This is a genomic window from Streptomyces sp. P9-A4 (assembly GCF_036634195.1).
Taxonomy (GTDB): domain Bacteria; phylum Actinomycetota; class Actinomycetes; order Streptomycetales; family Streptomycetaceae; genus Streptomyces.
The window spans coordinates 5,286,628-5,309,690 of sequence record NZ_JAZIFY010000001.1 but is presented as its reverse complement, the minus strand read 5'-3'; the positions used below and the strand labels follow the sequence as shown (position 1 = coordinate 5,309,690).

Genomic DNA, 23,063 nt, shown 5'->3' with positions numbered 1-23,063 from the left:
GACTGCTCCTTCGCGCCGCTAGGCGGCGGACGGCCCGACAGGGGCACCGGCGGGACGGCGCCGCACGGTCGCGCGGCGCACCATGGTCTCGTTCTCCCTGGTCAGATCCAGGATCGAGCGCAGCAGCGCGACCGGAGCCCCGCCGCTGCCCTCCTCGTACAGGCGCACGTCCTCGCGGTACGCCTTGCGGGCGATGCCGAGGTGCCGGGCGCGGAAGGTCTTCAGGAGGCGCAGCACCCGGCCGAGGGCCTGCGCCGAGGCGGTGAGCGCGGGTGGCAGCGGGTCCGCGCCCTCCCGGCCGACGGCGGCGGACAGTCTGCTCACCGCCGACACGCCGCCGCGGTGGCGGGCGTGGAAGGCGCGCCAGGCGGGCAGCGCGTACGGCAGGGACTCGGCGAGGAAGGCGTCGTAGGCGGGGTCGGGGCGGTCGCACTGCCAGAGCGTCAGGTCGACCAGCCAGAGCGGGACCTGGGCGGCGGCCGGGCCGAGGTAGGGGCGGCCGGCCACGTCGACCTCCTCGAAGTACGGGCGCAGGGTGAGCGCGAAGTACTCGGGCGGTACGTGGGCGACGGTGAGGTCGATGGAGTCGACCATCGTCCGCACATGCCGGCCCACCCGGTCGAGGGTGGTGGCGAACGCGGGGTCGTACGGATCGAGGCGGGCGATCCGGCCGCAGTCGTCGAGGGCGGCGACCAGGCCGGGGAACACCATCCGTACGGCCTCCTGGAGGCGGGCCTCGGTGGGGTGGCCGGTGTACGAGCGGCGGCGCGGGCCCGGCGGGTTCCACGTCGTGTAGTGGTGGACGGTGTCCCGGGGGATCATGTCGGTGCGGTGGCCGAGGAGTTCGAGGACGGGCAGCGCCTGCGGCACGGCGGCGAGGGGCTGTACGCCGTGACGTTTCAGCGAGCCGAGCAGGATGCCGAGGTCGCGCATCGCGGCGAGCGCGTCGGTGACGCTCCACCGCGCGGCCCGGCCGGGGTCCGGCAGGAGGGTGCGCAGGGCGGCGGCCAGGGCGGCCGTGTCGGCGTCCGCGTTCATGGCGGGGACCGCGGCGAGCAGGGCGTCGGCGCCGAGCGGGTCGGCGGCGCGTATGTCCTCGGTCGTGCGGGGCGAATCGCCGAGCGGCACTGCGGGGCTCCTCTCCTTCGGGGGCTCGGTTCGCCGGGGGTGCGCGGCTCACCCGCCGGTGGTGGGCGGTGTTCTGGTGGGGCGGGCGGGGTCGGCGGGGCGGGTCAGCGCGGGCCGGGTGTGCGCGGGTCCGGTGTCCGGGAGTCCGGGGCGGGTGCCGGGTCGGCCCCGGCCGCCGGTTCTCCCCGGTGGAGCCGTACGGAGAGGAGGGCGGCGACGGCGGCGAGCGCGGCGCCCGTGAGCAGGGCGGCGCGGTGGCCGGCGGTCTCGGCGACCGCCGGCCACCGCGAGGCGTCCACGGCCCCGGTGCGGCCGGCGGCGACGGCCACCAGGACGGCGAGGCCGAGGACGGAGCCGAACTGCTGGCTGGTGTTGACGAGTCCGGAGGCGAGTCCGGTCTCCCCGGGCGCGGCCTCGGCGGTGGCGGCCACGTTGGTGGTGACCACGACCAGCGGCAGGGCGGCGCCGAGGAGGAGGCTGGGGGCGAGGACCGTGTGCGCGAAGGTGCCGTCCGCCCGGAGGGCGAGGGCCAGCCACAGGGTTCCGGCGCAGAGGAGGACGAAGCCCAGCGTCGTGGTCCGGGGCAGTCCGAGCCGGAAGATGATCCGGCCGGTCTGCGGGGCGACCGCGACGACGACCAGCGAGAGCGGCAGCAGGCCGAGGCCGCCGCCCAGCGGCGCGTACCCGATGACGCTCTGCAGGTGCAGGCTGACCAGGAAGAACATCGGGAACAGCGTCATCTGGGCGAGCGCCGCGAGGAGGTTGGCGAGCCCGAGCGCGGGGCGGCCGAGGACCGCCGGGGGGACCAGCGGGGCGGCGGCCCGGGTCTCGACGGCGGCGAAGGCGAGGAGCAGCGCGAGGCCCGCGCCCCCGGTGGTGAGGGTCCGGGCGGAGAGCCATCCGGCCCCGGCGGCGCCGACGAGCGCGTAGGCGACGAGCCCGAGTCCGGCGGTGCCGGTGAAGGCCCCGGCGAGGTCGAAGCCGCCCCGGTGGTGCCGTCCGGAGCGGTCGGCGCTGCCCGTACGGCCGTCCAGGACCCGGAGCGCGAGCGCGCCGAGGGCGGCCGCGAGGAGGACGTTCAGCCAGAAGGTGGCGCGCCAGCCGAGGAGGTCGGTGAGGACGCCCCCGCAGACCGTGCCGAGGACTCCGCCGAGGCCGCCCATCGCGGCGAACGCGCCGAGCGCCCGGTGCCGGGCGGGGCCGTCGGGGAAGAGCAGGAGGAGCAGGGCGAAGGCCGAGGCGGCGGCGAGGGCGGCGCCGGCGCCCTGGGCGGCGCGGGCGGCGACGAGCGCGGCGGCGCCGGGGGCGAGCCCGCCCGTGGCGGAGGCGACGGCGAGGAGGACGAGTCCGGCGAGCAGGACCCGCCGGTGGCCGAGGAGGTCGGCGACCCGGCCGCCGAGGAGGAGGAGTCCGCCGAAGGTGATGAGGTAGGCGTTGGCGACCCAGGAGAGTCCGGTGGGGCCGGAGCCGAGGTCCGCGCCGATCGAGGGCAGGGCGACGTTGACGATCGCGGTGTCGGTGATCAGCAGCAGCTGGGTGGCGGCGAGCAGGGCGAGGGCCCCGCGCCGGGGCCCTGGTGGTGCGGTCACCGGGTCGTCCCCAGGCCGTACCCGTCGAGGCAGTCCTGTGCGAGGCGCTCGCACTCCTCGGCGGAACCGGCCCAGGTCTGCATCGTCAGATAGACGTGCGGGGCGCCGTGGTAGAAGCGCTCGTACTGCTCGTGGCGGCCGGCGAACTCGGAACCGAGCGCGTCCCAGGCGAGCTTGAGGAGTTTGATCCGGTCCTCGGCGGGGTGGCCGGGGGCGCCGAAGTAGCGGCGGACCAGCGGTCCGAGTTCGGGATGCAGCAGGTCCCGGCCGCTCGCCGGCAGCTGGACCAGGGCGCCCCCGGCGAGGAGCCTGATGTCCTGGAGGGCGCGCGGGTAGAGCTCGCCGGCCATGATCCGCTGGGCGAAGGAGATCTCCTGCCCGGGGCGGACGCCGCCGCGGCCCCCGTCGACCTGCTCGTAGGAGGCCTCCGCGGCGAGCACGAACGCCTTGGCCTGGGCGACCATCCCGAGGAGCCGGCCGACGGCCTGGGTGACGGGCGGCAGTTCCGCGGTGCCGTTGGAGCGGGTGAGGAGGATCGCGAGCCCGGTGAGGAACTCCAGCTTGGTCCAGAAGCGGGTGGCGGACTGGTGGACGAGGTTCGGGTAGGCGGGGGTGCGCCACCAGATGGCGCCGGTGGTGGCCGGGTCCCGGTAGGTGAGGACCCGTTCCCAGGGCACGAAGACGTCCTCGCAGACCAGCATCGCGTCGTTCTCGTCGTACCGGGAGGACAGCGGCTGGTCGAAGACGGACCGGGAGCGTTCCTCGTAGGAGGTGCGGGAGACCAGCTTGAGGCCGGGGGCGTCCGGCCGTACGGAGAAGGTGACGGCGTGCTCGGTGTCCCCGTCGGCGAGCGGTTCGATGGTGCCGACGAGGATCTCGTCGGCGAAGACGGCTCCGGTGCCGACGGTCTTGGCGCCGCGGACGACGATCCCGCCGTCCCGCTCGGCGACGACCCGCAGGGTGAGGTCGTCCTCGCCGTGCCCCGGGGCCGGGTTGGTGAGGGTGAAGGCGGTGTGCAGGTCGCCTTCGGCCAGCTGGCGGTGGAGGGCGAGGGCGTGCTCGGCTCCGTCGAAGGACTCCCCGGTGAAGACGTCGGGGGCGGCGGCGAACCCGGCCACGCCCGCGGCCATGTAGTCGGGGGTGCGGCCGAGGAAGCCGTATCCGGCGCGGGCGGTGGTCCGGAAGGCGCGGCGGCGGGCGACGAGGTCCTCGTACGAGCGGGGCACGGCGTAGGGGCGGCGCACCCCGCCCCGGACGAGGACGGGGCGGTGCACGGGGTCGTCGGCGAGGTCGTAGAGCCCGGCGAAGGAGGCCGCGGTGGCGCGGAAGGCGGGGTGGGTGGTGACGTCCTCGACCCGCTGCCCGTCGAGCCAGATCTCGCGCCCGTCGCGCAGCCCCTCCAGATACTCCTGCCCGGACCTCGTCACCGGTGTGTCGCCTCTCCTCGGATGTCACGGCTCTGCCGGACCCGAGCCTTTCCGGCACGGTCCGCCCCGGCAATGAACGTCCGTCCAGGGCTCCTTAAGAACCGTCCAGCCGCCCCGCGAAGATGTCAGGTCGGGCCGCGGCGGGGGCCGTTCAGGCCGCCCGGACGACTCCCGCGCGGTACTCCCCCGGGGTCACCCCGAACCATTTGCGGAAGGCGAGGTGGAAGCCGACGGCGCTCTGGTAGCCGACGCGGGCGGGCACGGCGGACTGCGGCAGCGAGGTCTCCCCGAGGAGCCGGCCGGCCTCCTGCATCCGGCGGGCGGAGAGGTGGCGGGCCGGTGACTCGCCGACCAGTTCGCGGAAGGCGGCGGTGAACGCGGAGCGGGACATGCCGACCTCCCGGGCGAGGGAGTCGATGGTCCACGGTTCGGCGAACCGGGTCGCCATCATGACGACGGCCCGGCTGATCCCGGGGTGTCCGAGCAGCGGCAGGGAGGCCGGGCTGTCGGCGAGTTCGCGGAGCAGCGGACGCAGGGCGAGGACGAGGGCCATCTCGAAGGCGCGCAGGGTGATGAGCCGGTCGCCGGGCCCGACGGGCCGGTCGGGGGCGGCGAGCAGCCGGAGGGTGTCGCGGAGCAGGGGTTCGCGGTCGACCTGGGCGCGGTCGAGGACGAGTGCCCAGGGCAGCGAGGTGTAGAGGCCGGTGGCGGCGCTGGCGTCGTAGTGGAGTCCGGCGCAGAGCAGCCGGCTCTCGGGGCCGGTGCCGTCGATGACGATCTCGCCCGAGGTGCCGGGCCTGCGCTCGGGCAGGACGGCCTTGAGCGGGAGGCCCTGGCGTTCGGGGCGGTCGGAGAGGCGGTGCGCGGTGCCGGTGGGGAAGACGACGAGGTCGCCGGCGTGCAGGGCGACGGGGGGTTCGTCGGCGGTGGTGATCCAGCAGTCGCCCTCGACGACGTAGTGGAGGACGGCGCAGCTGCGTTCGTCGTCCCCTTCGATGGCCCAGGGGGCTCGGACGTGCCAGCGGCTGTCGAAGACGCCGGTGAGCCTGAGAGGTTTGAGGAGTTCGCTCAGCAGGTCGTCGTGCCCGCCCTGGTCGAGTCGGTCGTGCCGGTCGGTTCCCACGGATTCCATGGACGATCCTTCAACTTCCGCCCCGGTTTGTTAATTGAACGGCCGAAGCCGCCGCGGCGAGCCTGGATGACGCCGGCACGGCAACGGCGGAAGTCTATCGAAGGGCCTCAGAGACACATGTCCAGTGAGATTCCGATGAGGGTGGCGGTCGTGGGGGCGACCGGGTTCCAGGGCGGTGCGGTGGCCCGTCTCCTCGCCGAACGGCACCACCGGGTGCGGACCCTGACCCGGCGTCCCGAGGCCGACCGGCCGCCCCTGCCGGGGGCCTTCTTCCTCGGCGGCGATCTGGGGCGGCCGGACGACGTGCGGCGGCTCTTCGAGGGGACGACGCACGCGTTCGTCACGATGCCGCTGGTGTACGAGGCCGAGCGGGTGGAGGCGTACGCCCGGCACATCGGGGAGGCGGCCCGTGAGGCGGGGACGGTCCGGCTGGTGCTCAACACCAACACCCGGATTCCGCTGGGTCCGACGGATGTCGCCGCGTTCGAGACGCGGCGGCTGGCGGAGCGGGTGCTGCGGGAGAGCGGGGTGCCGCTGGTGGTGATCCGGCCGCCGGTGTACCTGGACAACCTGTTCTCGCCGTGGAACGGCCCGTCGCTGGTCGACGAGGGGGTCCTCGCGTATCCGCTGCCGGAGTCCACGCGGACGGCGTGGCTCTCGCACCGGGGTCTGGCGCTGGCGGCGCTCTCGGCGCTGACCCGGGAGGGCCTGGAGGGGCGGACCTTCGACATCGGCGGGGAGCGTGCGCTGACGGGCGGGCAGCTGGCGGCGGCGTTCGGCCGGGGTCTGGGGCGGTCGGTGCGGTACGAGGAGCTGGATCCGGCCGTGTTCGAGCGGGGGCTCGGCCGGCTGCTCGGCCCGGATACGGCGGCCGGGGTCGCGGGGATCTACCACTACATGGCGAGCGGCGCCGATCCGCTGCTGATGGCGGACGACGACGGGGTGTCGACGGAGGTCCTCGCGCTCGAACCGGCCCCGGTGGAGGAGTGGGTGGCCCGCCAGCCGTGGCAGGTGTGGGCCTCGGGGGCGGACGAGGCGGACGAGGCGGACGGGACCCCGCACCGCTGAGCGGCCGGTCCGAAGCACCGCCGACCACCGGAGACGGCTCCGCCCGACAAGGGCGGGGCCGTTTCTTTGTCCGGGTCCGGTGCTTGCCCGCGTCCTTACGCCCCAGTAGCCCTGGTAGTTAACAAACCTCCGGGATTGCCCACCCGAGGAGCGTGGGAAGGCTCCTCCCCGGAAACCCCCGAACCCGTCTCCCCTCGACCTCCGTTCATCCATGATCGTCCCGTTTCATCCCTCTGTGCCCGCCATCCGGGTGAACGCGGACAGGAGCGGCCATGCCCGCGACCCGCCGGCCGTCGACGGAGCTAGAAAGAGCGCACCACCACCCGCACCCCCGTAACCCGTCAGGTGATGCTGTGAATCCGCTCATGGGACGCATTCCCGTACTGGACGTACGCCCGCTGGTCGACTGCGGCCGGCGCCCCGCCAAAGCGGTGGCCGGAGAGTCCTTCGAGGTGACGGCGACCGTGTTCCGCGAGGGCCACGACGCGGTCGCCGCCAATGTCGTACTGCGCGGCCCCTCGGGCCGCCCCGGCCCCTGGACGCCGATGCGCGAACTGGCCGAGGGCACCGACCGATGGGGCGCCGAGGTCACTCCGGACGTCGAGGGCCTCTGGACGTACACCGTCGAGGCGTGGAGCGACCCGGTGGCCACCTGGCGCCACACGGCGAAGATCAAGATCCCGGCCGGGATCGACTCCGAACTGGTCCTCGCCGAGGGGGCCGAGCTGCACGAGCGGGCCGCGAAGGGCGTCCCGAAGAAGGGCGGCGGGCGGGAGGCCGTGCTCGCGGCGGCGGACGCCATGCGCGACACCGCACGCCCGGCGGCGGTCCGGCTCGCGGCGGCGCTCAGCCCCCGGGTGGCCGAGGCCCTCGACCGGCACCCCCTGCGCGAACTCCTCTCCTCCTCACCCGCGTTGCCGCTCCAGGTGGAGCGGGAGCGGGCCCTCTTCGGCTCCTGGTACGAGTTCTTCCCGCGCTCGGAGGGCGTGCGGAAGGTCAAGGGGCGTACGGTGCCGGGGAACTTCCGCACCGCCGCCGAGCGCCTTCCGGCGGTGGCGGCGATGGGCTTCGACGTGGTCTATCTGCCGCCGGTGCACCCGATCGGCGAGACCCACCGCAAGGGCCCGAACAACTCCCTGTCGGCGGCGCCGAACGACGTGGGCGTGCCGTGGGCGATCGGCTCGCCCGAGGGCGGGCACGACGCGCTCCACCCGGACCTGGGCACCTTCGAGGACTTCGACGCCTTCGTGGCGCGGGCCCGGGAGCTGCGCCTCGAGATCGCGCTCGACTTCGCGCTCCAGTGCTCCCCGGACCATCCGTGGGTGGAGAAGCATCCGGAGTGGTTCCACCACCGTCCGGACGGTTCGATCGCGTACGCGGAGAACCCGCCGAAGAAGTACCAGGACATCTACCCGATCGCGTTCGACGTCGACATGGACGGGATCGTCGCGGAGACCGTGCGGGTGCTGCGGTTCTGGATGGGCCACGGGGTGCGGATCTTCCGGGTCGACAACCCGCACACCAAGCCGGTGGTGTTCTGGGAGCGGGTGATCGGCGAGATCAACCGGGCGGACCCGGACGTGATCTTCCTGGCGGAGGCGTTCACCCGGCCGGCGATGATGCGGACGCTCGGCGCGGTCGGCTTCCAGCAGTCGTACACGTACTTCACCTGGCGGAACACCAAGGAGGAGCTGACGGAGTACCTGACGGAGCTGTCCGGGGAGACGGCGGCGCAGATGCGGCCGAACTTCTTCGTGAACACCCCGGACATCCTGCACGCCTACCTCCAGGAGGGCGGCCGGCCGGCGTTCGAGGCGCGGGCGGTGCTGGCGGCGACGCTGTCGCCTTCCTGGGGCATGTACGCCGGGTACGAGCTGTGCGAGAACACCCCGCTGCGGGACGGCTGCGAGGAGTACCTCGACTCGGAGAAGTACCAACTGAGGCCGCGCGACTGGGAGTCGCTGGAGCGCTCGGGCGCCACGATCACTCCGCTGATCACCGCCCTGAACCGGATCAGGCGCCGCCATCCGGCGCTCCGCCGACTGCGGAACCTGACCTTCCATGACACCGGCAACGCGCAGGTGATCGCGTACTCGAAGCGCTCGGGTTCGAACATCGTTCTGGTGGTCGTCAACCTCGACCCGCACCACACCCAGGAGGCTTCACTCTCGTTGAACATGCCGGAACTCGGCCTCGACTGGCACGAGACCGTGCCGGTGCGCGACGAGCTCACCGGCGAGACCTATCACTGGGGCAGGGCCAGCTACGTGCGCCTGGAACCGGGTGTCACACCCGCGCACGTCCTCGTCCTGCGACCGTCCCCGCAGACCGGAGGGTCACCCACATCATGACTGTCAACGAGCCCGTCCCCGACACCTTCGAGGACACCCCCGCCAAGGACCGCGACCCCGACTGGTTCAAGCGGGCCGTCTTCTACGAGGTCCTCGTCCGCTCCTTCCAGGACAGCAACGGGGACGGCGTCGGCGACCTGAAGGGCATCACATCCAAACTGGACTACCTCCAGTGGCTGGGCGTGGACTGCCTCTGGCTGCCGCCGTTCTTCAAGTCCCCGCTGCGGGACGGTGGTTACGACGTCGCCGACTACACGTCGGTGCTCCCCGAGTTCGGCGACCTGGCCGACTTCGTGGAGTTCGTCGACGCGGCCCACCAGCGCGGCATGCGCGTGGTCATCGACTTCGTCATGAACCACACGAGCGACCAGCACGACTGGTTCCAGGAGTCGCGGCGCGACCCGGAGGGCCCGTACGGCGACTACTACGTCTGGGCGGACGACGACAAGCAGTACGCGGACGCCCGGATCATCTTCGTCGACACCGAGTCCTCGAACTGGACCTTCGACCCGGTCCGCAAGCAGTACTACTGGCACCGGTTCTTCTCGCACCAGCCCGACCTCAACTACGAGAACCCGGCGGTGCAGGAGGAGATCCTGTCCGCGCTGAAGTTCTGGCTGGACCTGGGGATCGACGGCTTCCGGCTCGACGCGGTGCCGTACCTGTACCAGCGCGAGGGCACCAACTGCGAGAACCTGCCCGCGACCCACGCCTTTCTCAAGCGGGTCCGCAAGGAGATCGACGACCACTACCCGGACACGGTGCTGCTTGCCGAGGCCAACCAGTGGCCGGAGGACGTCGTCGACTACTTCGGCGACTTCCGCTCGGGCGGCGACGAGTGCCACATGGCCTTCCACTTCCCGGTCATGCCGCGCATCTTCATGGCCGTACGGCGGGAGTCGCGCCACCCGGTCTCGGAAATCCTGGCGAAGACCCCGGAGATCCCGTCCGGCTGTCAGTGGGGCATCTTCCTGCGCAACCACGACGAGCTGACCCTCGAAATGGTCACGGACGAAGAGCGCGACTACATGTACGCCGAGTACGCCAAGGACCCGCGGATGCGGGCCAACATCGGCATCCGGCGCCGGCTCGCCCCGCTCCTCGACAACGACCGCAAGCAGATGGAGCTGTTCACCGCACTGCTCTTCTCGCTGCCCGGCTCGCCGGTGCTGTACTACGGCGACGAGATCGGCATGGGCGACAACATCTGGCTGGGCGACCGCGACGGGGTGCGGACCCCGATGCAGTGGACCCCCGACCGGAACGCGGGCTTCTCCTCCTGCGACCCGGGCCGGCTCACCCTGCCGACCATCATGGACCCGGTCCACGGCTACCAGGTGACCAACGTCGAGGCGGGCATGGCCTCGCCGTCCTCGCTGCTGCACTGGACGAAGCGGATGATCGAGATCCGTAAGCAGAACCGGGCCTTCGGGACGGGGATCTACACGGAACTCCCGGCCTCCAACCCGGCGGTGCTGGCCTTCCTCCGCGAGGACGGCGACGACCTCGTCCTCTGTGTGAACAACTTCTCGCGGTTCGCGCAGCCGACCGAACTCGATCTGCGGCGCTTCGACGGCACCCACCCGGTGGAGCTGATCGGCGGGGTGACGTTCCCGGCCATCGGCCAGCTCCCCTACCTCCTGACCCTTGCGGGTCACGGCTTCTACTGGTTCCGTCTCAAGAAGGGCTGACCGACGGTCGGTTCGGACGCGTCCGAGGCGGGACGGTTTCCTCCGCCCCGCCCCGGGCACCACGCCCCCCACACCTTCCACGTGTCGGTCCAGGTCCGTACGGGCCTTCTTGCCGGACCCGTACGGATCTTCCCCTTCCGACACGTCCCGCACATCCGGACAGCCCCAGCCGCCATCCGGGACACTCTGCGCATTTGAACGCAAACGACAGCCAACTGCGCGCCCCGGGGAAAGGACGCGATGCCATGCCGGAGACCGCATCCACCACCCGGGCCCCGGACGCCCTCCTTCCGTCCCTCGCCCCCCTGCTCCACGAATGGCTGCCACGGCAGCGCTGGTTCGCGGGCAAGGGCCGCCGGGTCACCGGATTCACCCTGGACGCGGCCACCGAGCTGCTCCCCCTGGACGGCACGGGACCCGGCCTCCTCCATCTGCTCGTACGGGTCGAACAGCCGGGCCGCCCGGCCGGGACGCCCGCCGACTGCTACCAACTGCTCCTGGGCGTACGGACCCAGCTGCCGCCCCGCCTCGCCCCCGCCCTGCTCGGGCGGATCCGGCAGGGCCCGCTGGCCGGACGCGCCGTGTACGAGGGGCTGCGCGATCCGCGGCTCGCCGGCCTCCTCTACGAGCGGCTGCGCACCCCGGGCAGGACCGGCCCGCTGCGCTTCCACGCCACGGCCTCACTGCCGCCCGCCCTCGCCCCCCGGATGCTCGACGCCGAGCAGTCGAACTCGTCCCTGGTCTATGGGGATTCGTTCATCCTGAAGATCTTCCGCCGGGTCAGCCCGGGGGCCAACCCCGACCTGGAACTGCCGCTCGCCCTCGCCGGGGCGGGCTGCGCCAGGGTCCCGGCCCCGGTCGCCTGGTTCGAGACGGGGGCGGCCACGCTAGGCGTCCTCCAGCCCTTCCTGCGCGGCTCCCGCGACGGCTGGCGGCTCGCGCTCGACGCGCTCGCCGACGGAAGGGAGTTCGCCGCCGAGGCACGGGCCCTGGGCCGGGCCACGGCCGAGGTCCATCTCGCCCTGGCCGAGGCGCTGCCGACCCGGCGGCTCGCCCGCGCCGAGACCGAGCAGCTCGCGGCGGCGATGGACCGGCGGCTGCACGCCGCCGCGCAGGCCGTCCCGGCGCTCATGCCGTACGTCCCCGGCCTCCGGGCCGTCTTCGAGGCGGCGAGCGGCGCGGACAGCGGGGGTGTGGTGCAGCGCATCCACGGCGATCTGCACCTGGGGCAGACCCTGCGGGGTTCCGACGGCGGCTGGGCCGTCATCGACTTCGAGGGCGAGCCGGCGAAGCCGCTGGACGAGCGGCGGAGCCCGCAGCCCACGGTCCGCGACGTCGCGGGGATGCTCCGCTCCTTCGACTACGCGGCCCGCACCCACCGCCCCTGGAACGCGGACTGGGCGGCGCGCTGCCGGGCCGCGTACTGCACGGGCTACGCGGAGGCGGCCGGGGCCGACCCCCGTACCGATCCCGCTCTCCTGCGCGCCTACGAGACCGACAAGGCGGTGTACGAGGTCGTCTACGAGGCCCGGCACCGGCCGGACTGGCTGCCGGTCCCGATGTCCGCGATCGAGCGCCTGTCGGCCCCCCGATGACCCGCCACGGGCGGGCCGCCGGGGCCCGGCCGCACCCCCGTTCGGACCAGCGCGGGGCGCCCCCCGGCGGCCCCCGCCTGCGGGAACCGCACGCGCCCCCGTTCGGCCGAGTGTCCCGCCCCGGCACCCCACCGTTGCGCATCCGTACCCCCCGTAACCCTCAGGAGGCATCCCGGTGACCGCCCGCCCCGCAGGCAAGTCGGCCCGCAGCACCAAGTCCCCCGCGCCCCGGACGGCGCCACCGCTCGACCCGGGCGACCGGGCCCGGCTGCTCGCCGGGGAGCACCACGATCCGCACGGTGCGCTCGGCGCGCATCCGGTGCGGGGCGGGGTGGCGGTCCGGGTACTGCGCCCGTGGGCGAAGGAGGTGGCCCTCCTCACCAAGGGCCGGCGCGTCCCGCTCACGGACGACGGCGACGGGTTCTTCTCCACGCTGCTCCCGCTGCTGCGCAAGGTCCCCGCGTACGAGCTGCGGGTCCGCTACGACGGGCCGGACGAGCTCGCCGCGCACGACCCGTACCGCTTCCTGCCGTCCCTCGGGGAGCTGGACCTGCATCTGATCGGGGAGGGCCGGCACGAGGAGCTGTGGACGGCCCTCGGCTCCCGCGTCATGACCCACGAGGGGGTGACCGGCACGCGGTTCGCGGTGTGGGCGCCGAACGCGCGGGGGGTGCGGGTCACCGGTGACTTCACGCACTGGGACGGCACCGGGCTGCCGATGCGCTCGCTGGGCTCGACGGGCGTGTGGGAGCTGTTCGTGCCGGGGATCGGCGAGGGCGCGCTGTACAAGTACGACATCACCCGGCCGGACGGTACGCACACGGTGCGCGCGGACCCGATGGCCCGGCGCACGGAGTGCCCGCCGAACACCGCGTCGATCGTCACCGAGTCGCACTACAGCTGGGACGACGCGGAGTGGATGGCGCGGCGCGGGGCGCGTCCGCACCACGAGGCGCCGCTGAGCGTCTACGAGGTCCATCTGCCGTCCTGGCGGCCGGGACTGACGTACCGCCAGCTGGCCGAGCAGCTGCCCGCGTACGTCCGGGACCTGGGCTTCACCCATGTGGAGCTGATGCCGGTCACCGAGCATCCCTTCGGCGGTTCGTGGGGCTACCAGGTCACCGGTTTCTACGCGCCGACGGCCCGGATGGGCACCCCGGACGACTTCAGGTTCCTGGTGGACGCGCTGCACGCGGCGGGGATCGGGGTCCTGATGGACTGGGTGCCCGCGCACTTCCCGAAGGACGACTGGGCGCTCGCGGAGTTCGACGGGCGTCCGCTGTACGAGCACGAGGACCCGCGCAGGTCGCACCATCCCGACTGGGGGACCCTGGAGTTCGACTACGGCCGCAAGGAGGTGCGGAACTTCCTGGTGGCGAACGCCGTGTACTGGTGCCAGGAGTTCCACATCGACGGGCTGCGGGTGGACGCGGTGGCGTCGATGCTCTACCTGGACTACTCGCGGGAGCACGGCGAGTGGCTGCCGAACGAGTTCGGGGGCCGGGAGAACCTGGACGCGGTGGCGTTCCTCCAGGAGATGAACGCGACGGTGTACCGGCGCTGCCCGGGGATCGTGACCTTCGCGGAGGAGTCCACGGCCTGGGACGGGGTGACGCGGGCGACGGACCAGGTGGGGCCCGGCGGCCACGGCGGTCTCGGCTTCGGCATGAAGTGGAACATGGGCTGGATGCACGACTCGCTGGAGTACGTGCGGAAGGAGCCGGTGCACCGGAAGTACCACCACAACGAGATGACCTTCTCGATGGTGTACGCGTACAGCGAGAACTACATCCTGCCGATCTCCCACGACGAGGTGGTGCACGGCAAGCGGTCGCTGGTGTCGAAGATGCCGGGCGACTGGTGGCAGCAGCGGGCGAACCACCGTGCGTACCTGGGCTTCATGTGGGCCCATCCGGGCAAGCAACTCCTGTACATGGGGCAGGAGTTCGCGCAGGGCTCGGAGTGGTCGGCGGACCACGGTCCGGACTGGTGGCTGCTGGATCCGGCGTACGGGGCGGAGGCCGACCACCGGGGTGTGCGGGATCTGGTCCGCGACCTGAACACGGTGTACGCGGCGACGCCCTCGCTCTGGGAGCGGGACACGGCCCCCGAGGGCTTCCAGTGGGTGGTCGGGGACGCGGCGGAGGACAACGTGTTCGCGTTCCTGCGCTTCGACGCGTCCGGGGCGCCGCTGCTCTCGGTGTCGAACTTCTCGCCGGTGGTGCGGCACGACTACCGGCTCGGTGTGCCGGAGGACGTGGTGGCCTGGGCGGAGGTCCTGAACACGGACGCCGGCCGGTACGGCGGTGGTGACGTGGCGGGGCGGGACCCGGTGAAGACCGAGTCGGTGCCGCACCACGGGCGGGCGGCGAGCCTGCGGATGACGCTGCCGCCGCTGGCGACGGTCTGGCTGCGTCCGGCCTGAGCCCGGTGCCGGGCGAGGCCCTGCGGTGCGGAGGGCCGTGGACGCAAAGGTCTGCGGCCTTCCGGTGACCGACGACCACTCCTTGATCGTTCATTCGTTCGGACACACCGCCCTCTGTTCGGCTATCTTCGCTCTCGGATCGTGCCGACGGATCCGGACGAGCGGGGACAACCATGCAGAAGACCGTGGAGCGGCCCCTGTCGCCGCAGCTCTGCCACCGGGCGCGCGGCGAGGACACCTTCCCCGTCGAGTGGCGGCCGCTCGACGGGCGGGAGCGCTTCGCGGTACGGGCCACCTGGCCCGCCGACCACCCGTTCTTCGCCCCGCTCGGCCGGGGCGACGAGCGGTGCCACGACCCGCTGCTCGTCGTGGAGACGCTGCGGCAGTCCACCATGGCCCTCCTGCACGCGGCCCACGGCATGCCGCTGACCCGGCACATCCTGCTCGGCGAGATATCCCTCTCCTGCGACCCGGCGGGGCTCGCGGTGGCCGGCGAGGACGTCGACATCGAGGTCCGGTTCACCGAACTCGTCTCCCGGGGCGGAGAGTTGAGCCGGATGCGGGTCGAGTGGACCGTGCGGCGGGCGGCGGGCGTCGTCGCGACCGGCGGGGCCGACGCCCGGTTCGCCGGCCCCGGGGCCTACCGCAGACTGCGCGGCGGACACGTCGAGCCCGGGGTCGTACGGCCGGGACCGGACGCCCGCCGGATCCCGGCGGACCGGACCGGCCGGACCAGGCCCGAGGACGTGCTGCTCGCCCCGGGCGACCGGGCGGACGCCTGGGAACTGGTCGTCGACACCGGCCACCCCACCCTCTTCCAGCGCCCCAACGACCACATACCGGGGATGCTCTTCCTCGAAGCCGCCCGCCAGGCGGCCACCGCCGCCGCCTGGCCCCGCCCCTTCGTGCCGGCCGAGCTGCGGATCGCCTTCCACCGGTACGCCGAGTTCGACGGCGGCCCCTGCCTGCTCCGGGCGGAGCCCGGGAGCACGGCGGGGTCGGTCCGGGTCACCGGCCACCAGGAAGGCGAGCCGCTGTTCAGCTGCGCGCTGCGGAGCGGATGATCCCGAGGCGCTGGGTCGCCCGGGTCAGCGCCACGTACAGGTCGTTGGTGCCGTGGACGGCGCCGGCGACGATGCCCTCCGGATCGACGACGAGGACGGTGTCGAACTCCAGGCCCTTCGCCTGCCGGGGGTCGAGCAGGACCACCGGCCGGGTGAGGTCGGGGGCCGGTCCGTAAGCGGCCTCCGGCAGGGCGGCGACCAGGCCGGGGTGCAGCTCCGGCGGGGCGATCACGGCGATCCGGCCCTCGGCGCGCAGCTCGGCCGCCACCGCGTCGGCGGCCTCCTTCACCGGGTCCTCGACGGTACGGTCCCAGGGCTCGACCCCGGTGGACCGCACCGAACTCGGGGGCTGGAACCCGGGGTCGTCGGCCCTTCGCACCTCGGCGGCGACCGCCATGATCTCGGCGGGCGTGCGGTAGTTGACCCCGAGGCGCACCAGCTCCCAGCGGTCCTCGACGTAGGGGGCGAGGATGCGTTCCCAGGCGCCGACGCCGGCCGGGTCGCCGGTCTGGGCGGGGTCGCCGACCAGGGTCATCGAGCGGTTGGGGCTGCGGCGCATCAGGAGCCGCCAGGTCATCGCGGAGAGTTCCTGCGCCTCGTCGACGATGATGTGGCCGAAGGCCCAGGTGCGGTCGGCGGCGGCCCGCTCGGCGGCGGTGCGGTGGTCGGCCTCCTCGTGGCGCTCGGCGAAGCGCTCGGCGTCGATGATGTCGTGCGCCGAGAGGACCTCGGAGGCGTCCTTGTCGTACTCCTCCTTGTCCTCGAACTCGTAGGTGCGGGAGGCGTAGGAGACGTCGAGGACGCCCTGCGCGTACTGGACCTGCTTCTGCCGTTCGGCCTCCTCGGCGGCGCGGGCGGCCGAGTCGTCCTCGCCGAGGAGTTCGGCGGCCTCGTCGAGCAGCGGCACGTCGGCGGGGGTCCAGGGGCCGCCGTCGCGGCGGATCTCGTCGGCGTCCGCGTCCGCCAGGTGGGTGGGCTCGGCCAGGTAGCCGGCGAGGAACTCCCCCGGGGTGAGCGCGGGCCAGAGGGTGTCGATCGCCGCGTGGACCTCGGGGTTGCCCGCGATGCCCTTGGCGAGCAGGGCGATGTCGTCGGGGCCGAGGAAGTTGGGGCCGCCGTACGGGTCGGCGCCGATCCGGTCCGCGAGCTGCTCGGCGAGCGCGTCGAGGATCCGGAAGACGAAGTACGGGCGGGCCAGGTTGTGGGGGAGGGCCGTCTCGCGTGCCTTGTGCCGGGCCTCCAGGGCCATGTCCCAGTCGATGACGAGGTCGCCGTCCTCGTGCGGGACGATCAGCGGTTCGCCGCGCTCGGGGACCTGCTGGCGGTCCCGTACGGCGGCGGCGAGCGCCCCGGCCATCGCGAGGTCGCCCTTCACGGCGGCGGCGCGGGGGGTGTCGGTGCCGGTGGCGCGGACGCCGGGGAACAGCTCGGCGGGGGTGGCGAGGAGGACGCCGGTCTCGCCGAGCGAGGGCAGGACGTTGCCGATGTAGCCGAGGAAGGCCGGGTTGGGGCCGACGATGAGGACGGCCCGCTTGGCGAGCTGCTCGCGGTGCGCGTAGAGGAGGTACGCGGCCCGGTGCAGCGCCACGGCGGTCTTGCCGGTGCCGGGGCCGCCCTCGACGACGAGGACCCCGCGGTGCGGGGAGCGGATGATGGCGTCCTGCTCGGCCTGGATGGTCTGCACGATGTCGTGCATCCGGCCGGTGCGGGCGGCGTCGAGCGCGGAGAGGAGCACCTCGTCGGCGTCGCGGCTCTCGTGGCCGGTGCGGGTGGCGTCGGCGAGGTCGAGCACCTCGTCGTGGAGGGAGACGACCTCGCGCCCCCTGGTGGTGATGTGCCGGCGGCGGGAGAGCCCCATGGGCTCGTAACCGGTGGCGAGGTAGAAGGGGCGGGCGATCTCGGCGCGCCAGTCCACGACGAGCGGGGTGCGGTTCGGGTCGTCCTCTCGGATGCCGAGCCGGCCGATGTGGTGGTCGGGGCCGTCCTTGAAGACCAGGCGCCCGAAGCAGAGCCCGCTCTCGCCCGCGTTGAACGCGGCGAGGAGCCCGGACTGCTCGGCGACCATCACGTCCCGTTCGAGACGGCCCTGGTTGCCGCCGACCCCGGGGGTGCGCAGGGCGCGCTCGACGGCGGCCTCGGCCTCGTCCCGCAGGACGTCGAGCCGTGCGTAGAGATCGGTGATGAATTGCTGTTCGTTCCGAAATTCCTCGGTTGACAATTCGACTCCCGGCGCGATACAGTGCGTTTATTGAACTTCTCCGTGTTTCTGGTGTGCCTAAATGGCGCGACAGACACGGAATCCATTAATATACGCGAGCAAATACCCCGACTGTCAATTCTAGTCGGGGTATTTCTGTATGCCCTGCGGAAGCTCCGGGCGCCGGGGCTACCCGAGGACGTCCTCCAGGTCCGCCAGCAGACGGCGCTTCGGCCGGGCGCCCACGAGGGACTTCACCGGCTCCCCCGCCCGGAAGACCATCATCGTCGGGGTCGCGAGGACCCCGTACCGCAGCGCGGTCTCCGGGTTGCGGTCCACGTCGATCTCCACGACGCGCAGCCGGGCCGCCTCCTCCGTGGCGATGGCGGCGAGCACCGGCTTCAGCTGCCGGCACGGCCCGCACCATTCCGCGGTGAACTTCACCAGGACCGGCAGCTCGGCCCCCAGCACCTCCGTCCCGAAGTCCGCGTCCGTGACCTCGGCCACGCTCTCCGTGTACGTCGTCAACTCCGTCACCCCTCCGCATCCGTCACCGTTTCGAGTTCGCACCGGGGCTCCGGGCCGTGCGGCAGTTCCGCCTCGGCCCGCAGCAGCTGGGCGCCCACCTGGGCGCGTACCGCCTGGAGCTGTTCGATGAGCCCGTCCAGCTCGGCGACCTTCCGCCGGTAGACGGCGATCGACGCGGGACAGGAGTCCCCCGCCGGATGGCCCGCGCGCAGGCAGTCGACGAACGGCCGCGTCTCCTCCAGCTCGAACCCGAAGTCCTGAAGGGTCCTGATCTGCTGGAGCAGCCGCAGGTCGTCCTCGTCGTACGTGCGGTACCCCTGCTCCGTACGCCGGGCGGTCAGCAGACCGCGGGACTCGTAGTACCGCAGGGTCCGTGTGGTGGTCCCCGCCTGCTCGGCCAGCTCTCCGATGCGCATGTCCCCGACCGTACGGCTTGACGCCGACGTCAAGGCAAGGAGTCGGTGTGATGCCGGCGGCGGCAGCGGTTTCCGCTCCGCCGGGGAGGTGAGCACGATCGAGGTGCTCGGCGGCATCGCGCGCAGCTCTCAGGGACTCGGCGGGGGCGACCGGGCTGGAACTGACGGAGGAAGAACTGAGAGAACTGAACGGCTGACGCTTCTCGGCCCGTGCGGGGCTCATCTCGGCCCGCCGCCGGGGGTTCACTCCGGTCCGGGGCTCATCTCAGCCCGTCCGGCGTTTGAGGACCGGGGTCCGGGGCGGAGCCCCGGTTCGGGAAGGGGCGGGGTGGGGAAAGAACCCCCGCCCCGCCCCGCCGTCAGGCTCCGGCCTCCGCCGTCACACCCCGGCCCGCGCCTTCTCCTCGCCCCCCTCGGCCCGCTGATCCGGCACCGGCACCGCGGCAGCGTGCTCGTCGACGAGCGTCTTCTCGTCGAACGGCACCCGCCCCGCCAGCACCTCCGTCACCCGCGCCTTGTCGATCTCCTTGGTCCACGTACCGACGAGCACCGTCGCCACCGCGTTCCCCGCGAAGTTGGTGAGGGCGCGCGCCTCGCTCATGAAGCGGTCGATGCCGACGATCAGGCCCACCCCGTCGACCAGGTCGGGCCGGTGCGACTGGAGACCGCCCGCGAGGGTCGCGAGTCCGGCGCCGGTGACGCCCGCCGCGCCCTTCGACGCGATGATCATGAAGAGGAGCAGCGAGATCTGCTCGCCGAGCGAGAGCGGGTCGCCCATCGCCTCGGCGACGAAGAGCGAGGACATCGTCAGGTAGATCGCGGTGCCGTCGAGGTTGAAGGAGTAGCCGGTCGGCACGGTGATGCCGACGACCGGCTTGCTGACGCCCAGGTGCTCCATCTTCGCGATGAGCCGGGGAAGGGCCGACTCGGAGGACGAGGTGGAGAGGATCAGCAGGAACTCGCGGCCCAGGTACTTCAGCAGGGACCAGATGTTGATCCCGGCGACCAGCCTGAGGATCGCGCCGAGCACGACGAAGACGAAGATCGCGCAGGTCAGATAGAAGCCGATCATGATGACGGCCAGTGACTTGAGCGCGTCGACGCCGGTCGCGCCGACGACGGCGGCGATCGCGCCGAACGCGCCGACGGGGGCGGCCCACATGATCATGCCGAGGATGCGGAAGACCAGCCGCTGGATGTGCCCGATCCCGCGCAGGACCGGCTCGCCGGCCGACCCCATGGCCTGCAGGGCGAAGCCCGCGAGCAGCGCGACCAGGAGGGTCTGGAGGACCTCGCCCTCGGTGAACGCGGAGACGATGGTCTTGGGGATGATCCCGAGCAGGAAGTCCGGCGTGGACTCGCTCGCGCCCTCCGCCTGCTTGGCCCCGGCCTCGGCCACCTCCTTGGTGAGGTGGAGGCCGGATCCGGGCTCCAGGAGGTTGCCGACGACCAGGCCGATCGCGAGTGCGACGGTCGACATGACCAGGAAGTAGCCGAGGGCGAGCCCGCCGACGGCGCCGACCTTGGCGGCCTTCCGCACCGAGCCGACGCCGAGGACGATCGTGCAGAAGATGATCGGCGAGATCATCATCTTGATCAGGTTGACGAAGCCGGTGCCCAGCGGCTTGAGCTCGACGGCGACGCCCGGGGCCAGGAACCCGACCGTGATGCCGAGCAGTACGGCGCCGATGACGGCCAGATACAGATAGTGGGTACGGTCCCGGCGTGCGGCCACGGGGTCCTCCTCGTGCTGATGGGTGTCCACGTCCCGGTGGACTCCGCGACTATCCATCAGCCTGTGACCGGGGTCACCGTTGCGTACGTTTCGTTCACGGCCGAAACGTCGGGCGGCCCGCGCGGGAAGGGAACGATTCGGGAACGCAATGCTCCGGAGCAAATTCCGGCGTGCACACTTACCCGCATGCGTTTCCCCCTCCCCCGCCCCCGCAGCCTGGCCGGCCAGCTCTTCGCGATGCAGGTCGTGCTGGTGGCCGTCGTCGTGGCGGGGTGCGCGGTCTTCGCGTACGTCACGGACCGGGCGCAGGCCGAGGAGACCGCGCGGCGGCAGGCGACGGCGACCGCCGCCGCCGTCGCCGACTCCCCTTCGGTGGTCGCCGCGGCCCGCTCCGCCGACCCGACGGCGGCCCTCCAGCCGTACGCCGAGTCGCTGCGCCGCCACGCGGGCGTGGCGTTCGTGGTGATCATGGCCCCGGACGGCACCCGCTGGACGCACCCCGAGCCGGAGCAGATCGGCCGGACGTACCTCGGGCACATCGAGCAGGCGCGGGCCGGCCGGCTGTACTCCGAGACCCACCTGGGGATCCTCGGTCCCTCCGTACGGACGGTGGCGCCGGTCCTCGACGGCGACGGCCGGGTGGTCGCGCTGGTCAGCGCGGGCATCACCATCGACAAGATCAGCGAGCAGGTACGCGAGCAGGTCACCGCCCTGCTCGGCATGGCGGGCGTGGCGCTGGCGCTCGGCGGCGCGGGCACGTACGTGGTCAACGCGCGGCTGCGCCGCCATACGCACGGGATGAACGCGACGGAGCTGAGCCGGATGCACGACTACCACGAGGCCGCGCTGCACGCGGTGCGCGAGGGGCTCGTGATGCTCGACGGGCAGCGGCGGATCGCCCTCATCAACGACGGCGCGCGGGAGCTGCTCGGCCTGGACGAGGGGGCCGTCGGCCGGCCGGCGACCGGACTCGGCCTGCCCGCGCCGCTGACGGGCGCGCTGCTGTCCTCGGAGCCGCGCGTCGACGAGACGCATCTGACCGCCGACCGGGTCCTCGTCGTCAACACCCGCCCGGTGGTGGGCGGGGAGCGGCGCGGCACCGTCGTCACGCTCCGGGACCGCACCGAGCTGCAGACGCTGTCCGGCGAGCTGGACTCGGAGCGGGGGTTCACGGAGGCGCTCCGCTCGCAGGCCCACGAGGCGGCGAACCGGCTGCACACCGTGGTGTCGCTCATCGAGCTGGGCCGGGTGGCGGAGGCGGTGGAGTTCGCGACGGCGGAACTGGAGCTCGCCCAGGCGCTGACCGACCGGGTCGTCGACGCCGTGGGCGAACCGGTGCTCGCGGCGCTGCTGCTCGGGAAGGCGGCGCAGGCCAACGAGCGGGGTGTGGAGCTGGTCCTCACCGAGGACAGCCGGATCGACGACGGCCTGGTCCCCGCGACGCTGCCGTCCCGTGACCTGGTGACGATCCTGGGCAATCTGATCGACAACGCCGTGGAGGCGGCGGGCGGCACCCCGCACGCGCGGGTGACGGTCACCGTGGCGGCCCGGACGGGCGACGGCGAGCTGCTGCTCCGGGTCGGCGACAGCGGCCCCGGCGTCCGCCCGGCCGACCGCGACGCGGTCCTGGGCCGCGGCTGGACCACCCGGGGCCCCGGCCGGGGCCTCGGCCTGGCCCTGGTCGGCCAGGCGGTCTCCCGCGCGTCGGGCACGCTGGACGTGACGGACGCGGCGGAGGGCGGGGCGGAGTTCACGGTCCGGCTGCCGCTGGCGGGCACCGCACCGGCACCCGCGCCCGCACCCGCCCAGGCACACGCACACGCACACGCACACGCAGTCGTCGGCCCCCGCCCGGGCGCCCGCCCCACCCGTACCCCCAGCACCGACAACCCCACCACCGAGGTGTCCGCATGAGTGGTGTCGCGCCCCTTCGCGTTCTCGTCGTCGAGGACGATCCCGTCGCCGCCGACGCCCACGCGCTCTACGCCGGACGCGTCGAGGGCTTCACCGTCGTCGGTGTCGCCCACTCCCGCGCCGCCGCCGTGCGCGTGCTCGACCGGACGCCGGTCGACCTGATCCTGCTCGACCTGTACCTGCCCGACGGGCACGGCCTCCAGCTGCTCCGCGCGCTGCGCGCCGCCGGGCACTCCGCCGACGTCATCGCCGTGACCTCCGCCCGCGACCTCGCCGTCGTACGGGAGGGCGTCTCCCTCGGCGTCGTCCAGTACGTCCTGAAGCCCTTCGCCTTCGCGACCCTCCGGGACCGGCTCGCCCGGTACGCCGAGTTCCGGGCCTCCGCCGGTGAGGCCTCCGGGCAGGACGAGGTGGACCGGGCCCTCGCGACCCTGCGGGCCCCGCACCCCGCGACCCTCCCGAAGGGCCTGAGCGCGCCCACCCTGGAGGCCGTCACCCGCGGCCTCAGGGCCGCCCCCGCCGGGCTCACCGCCGCCGAGGCCGGCGCGGCCGTCGGGATCTCCCGGATCACCGCCCGCCGCTACCTGGAGCACCTGGTCACGGGGGGCCGGGCCGTACGCGCCCCGCAGTACGGCCAGATCGGCCGGCCCGAGCTCCAGTACCGCTGGCTGGACGGCGGGAACCGCGGTTACTGATCGGTTCCCACGTTCCTACGACCTCGGACGTTGGCGGAACGCACCGTAGCCGGCCGTCACCCTCCGCACTACCGTGGCCGGGTGCACCAACCCTCCCCGCCCTTCGAC

General features: G+C 73.0%; 16 protein-coding genes. 8 read left to right on the top strand and 8 right to left on the bottom strand.

Features of this window, described 5'->3' with window-relative positions; all coding sequences use genetic code 11:
- Window positions 1–18: 18 nt before the first annotated feature.
- The 4 genes from V4Y03_RS24065 to V4Y03_RS24050 form a co-directional block, all read right to left on the bottom strand.
- Entirely contained in the window at window positions 19–1,128 is a 1,110-nt protein-coding gene (locus V4Y03_RS24065) for a monodechloroaminopyrrolnitrin synthase PrnB family protein (protein WP_332436258.1), read from the bottom strand.
- 104 nt (window positions 1,129–1,232) lie between these two features.
- Complete coding sequence (locus tag V4Y03_RS24060) at window positions 1,233–2,717, bottom strand: MFS transporter (protein ID WP_332436257.1); 1,485 nt, start codon at window positions 2,715–2,717, stop codon at window positions 1,233–1,235.
- Window positions 2,714–4,144 (bottom strand): 4-hydroxyphenylacetate 3-hydroxylase family protein, encoded by a 1,431-nt coding sequence (locus tag V4Y03_RS24055; RefSeq protein ID WP_332436256.1) that lies wholly within the window; start codon window positions 4,142–4,144, stop codon window positions 2,714–2,716. Before V4Y03_RS24055 ends, V4Y03_RS24060 begins: the two co-directional genes overlap by 4 nt.
- A 151-nt stretch (window positions 4,145–4,295) precedes the next feature.
- Window positions 4,296–5,276, bottom strand: coding sequence for an AraC family transcriptional regulator (locus V4Y03_RS24050; protein ID WP_317875956.1), 981 nt, complete (start codon window positions 5,274–5,276; stop codon window positions 4,296–4,298).
- Between the two features lie 117 nt (window positions 5,277–5,393).
- Between V4Y03_RS24050 and V4Y03_RS24045 the strand changes: the two genes are divergently transcribed.
- From V4Y03_RS24045 to V4Y03_RS24020, 6 genes are all read left to right on the top strand, one after another.
- Complete coding sequence (locus tag V4Y03_RS24045; RefSeq protein WP_332436255.1) at window positions 5,394–6,344, top strand: SDR family oxidoreductase; 951 nt, start codon at window positions 5,394–5,396, stop codon at window positions 6,342–6,344.
- Window positions 6,345–6,709: 365 nt separating this feature from the next.
- Entirely contained in the window at window positions 6,710–8,695 is a 1,986-nt protein-coding gene (locus tag V4Y03_RS24040) for an alpha-1,4-glucan--maltose-1-phosphate maltosyltransferase (protein ID WP_317875958.1), read from the top strand.
- A complete protein-coding gene (gene treS / locus V4Y03_RS24035) occupies window positions 8,692–10,386 on the top strand; it encodes a maltose alpha-D-glucosyltransferase (RefSeq protein ID WP_332436254.1) in 1,695 nt (564 codons plus the stop codon). The genes V4Y03_RS24040 and treS overlap by 4 nt, the downstream gene beginning before the upstream one ends.
- Before the next feature lie 245 nt (window positions 10,387–10,631).
- Window positions 10,632–11,981 carry a maltokinase N-terminal cap-like domain-containing protein gene (locus tag V4Y03_RS24030; RefSeq protein WP_317875960.1) on the top strand — a complete coding sequence of 450 codons (1,350 nt, stop codon included), beginning with the start codon at window positions 10,632–10,634 and terminating at the stop codon, window positions 11,979–11,981.
- A 175-nt stretch (window positions 11,982–12,156) separates the two neighbouring features.
- On the top strand, window positions 12,157–14,406 hold the full coding sequence (gene glgB / locus V4Y03_RS24025) for a 1,4-alpha-glucan branching enzyme (protein WP_332436253.1): 2,250 nt from the start codon (window positions 12,157–12,159) through the stop codon (window positions 14,404–14,406).
- Between the two features lie 173 nt (window positions 14,407–14,579).
- Entirely contained in the window at window positions 14,580–15,470 is an 891-nt protein-coding gene (locus V4Y03_RS24020; RefSeq protein WP_332436252.1) for a ScbA/BarX family gamma-butyrolactone biosynthesis protein, read from the top strand.
- On the opposite strand, the gene V4Y03_RS24015 is transcribed toward V4Y03_RS24020, so the two are convergent.
- The 4 genes from V4Y03_RS24015 to V4Y03_RS24000 all read right to left on the bottom strand — a co-directional run bounded on the left by V4Y03_RS24015 (window position 15,445) and on the right by V4Y03_RS24000 (window position 20,403).
- Entirely contained in the window at window positions 15,445–17,688 is a 2,244-nt protein-coding gene (locus tag V4Y03_RS24015; RefSeq protein ID WP_332436251.1) for a HelD family protein, read from the bottom strand. The two genes, V4Y03_RS24020 and V4Y03_RS24015, sit on opposite strands and share 26 nt — an antisense overlap.
- Before the next feature lie 168 nt (window positions 17,689–17,856).
- Window positions 17,857–18,195 carry a thioredoxin family protein gene (locus tag V4Y03_RS24010; protein ID WP_317876990.1) on the bottom strand — a complete coding sequence of 113 codons (339 nt, stop codon included), beginning with the start codon at window positions 18,193–18,195 and terminating at the stop codon, window positions 17,857–17,859.
- Between the two features lie 5 nt (window positions 18,196–18,200).
- Entirely contained in the window at window positions 18,201–18,611 is a 411-nt protein-coding gene (locus V4Y03_RS24005; RefSeq protein WP_332436250.1) for a MerR family transcriptional regulator, read from the bottom strand.
- 379 nt (window positions 18,612–18,990) lie between these two features.
- Complete coding sequence (locus V4Y03_RS24000; protein ID WP_442809780.1) at window positions 18,991–20,403, bottom strand: cation:dicarboxylate symporter family transporter; 1,413 nt, start codon at window positions 20,401–20,403, stop codon at window positions 18,991–18,993.
- A gap of 129 nt (window positions 20,404–20,532) precedes the next feature.
- On the opposite strand from V4Y03_RS24000, the gene V4Y03_RS23995 reads away from it, so the two are divergent.
- Complete coding sequence (locus V4Y03_RS23995; protein WP_332436249.1) at window positions 20,533–22,260, top strand: sensor histidine kinase; 1,728 nt, start codon at window positions 20,533–20,535, stop codon at window positions 22,258–22,260.
- Window positions 22,257–22,955 carry a response regulator gene (locus V4Y03_RS23990; protein WP_332436248.1) on the top strand — a complete coding sequence of 233 codons (699 nt, stop codon included), beginning with the start codon at window positions 22,257–22,259 and terminating at the stop codon, window positions 22,953–22,955. The genes V4Y03_RS23995 and V4Y03_RS23990 overlap by 4 nt, the downstream gene beginning before the upstream one ends.
- Window positions 22,956–23,063: the final 108 nt, after the last annotated feature.

Coding starts and splice junctions, on each gene's coding strand:
- V4Y03_RS24050 (WP_317875956.1), bottom strand. CDS start 5,276: ATGGAATCCGTGGGAACCGACCGGCACGACCGACTCGACCAGGGCGGG.
- V4Y03_RS24045 (WP_332436255.1), top strand. CDS start 5,394: ATGTCCAGTGAGATTCCGATGAGGGTGGCGGTCGTGGGGGCGACCGGG.
- V4Y03_RS24040 (WP_317875958.1), top strand. CDS start 6,710: ATGGGACGCATTCCCGTACTGGACGTACGCCCGCTGGTCGACTGCGGC.
- treS (WP_332436254.1), top strand. CDS start 8,692: ATGACTGTCAACGAGCCCGTCCCCGACACCTTCGAGGACACCCCCGCC.
- V4Y03_RS24030 (WP_317875960.1), top strand. CDS start 10,632: ATGCCGGAGACCGCATCCACCACCCGGGCCCCGGACGCCCTCCTTCCG.
- V4Y03_RS24020 (WP_332436252.1), top strand. CDS start 14,580: ATGCAGAAGACCGTGGAGCGGCCCCTGTCGCCGCAGCTCTGCCACCGG.
- V4Y03_RS24005 (WP_332436250.1), bottom strand. CDS start 18,611: ATGCGCATCGGAGAGCTGGCCGAGCAGGCGGGGACCACCACACGGACC.
- V4Y03_RS24000 (WP_442809780.1), bottom strand. CDS start 20,403: ATGGATAGTCGCGGAGTCCACCGGGACGTGGACACCCATCAGCACGAG.
- V4Y03_RS23995 (WP_332436249.1), top strand. CDS start 20,533: ATGCGTTTCCCCCTCCCCCGCCCCCGCAGCCTGGCCGGCCAGCTCTTC.
- V4Y03_RS23990 (WP_332436248.1), top strand. CDS start 22,257: ATGAGTGGTGTCGCGCCCCTTCGCGTTCTCGTCGTCGAGGACGATCCC.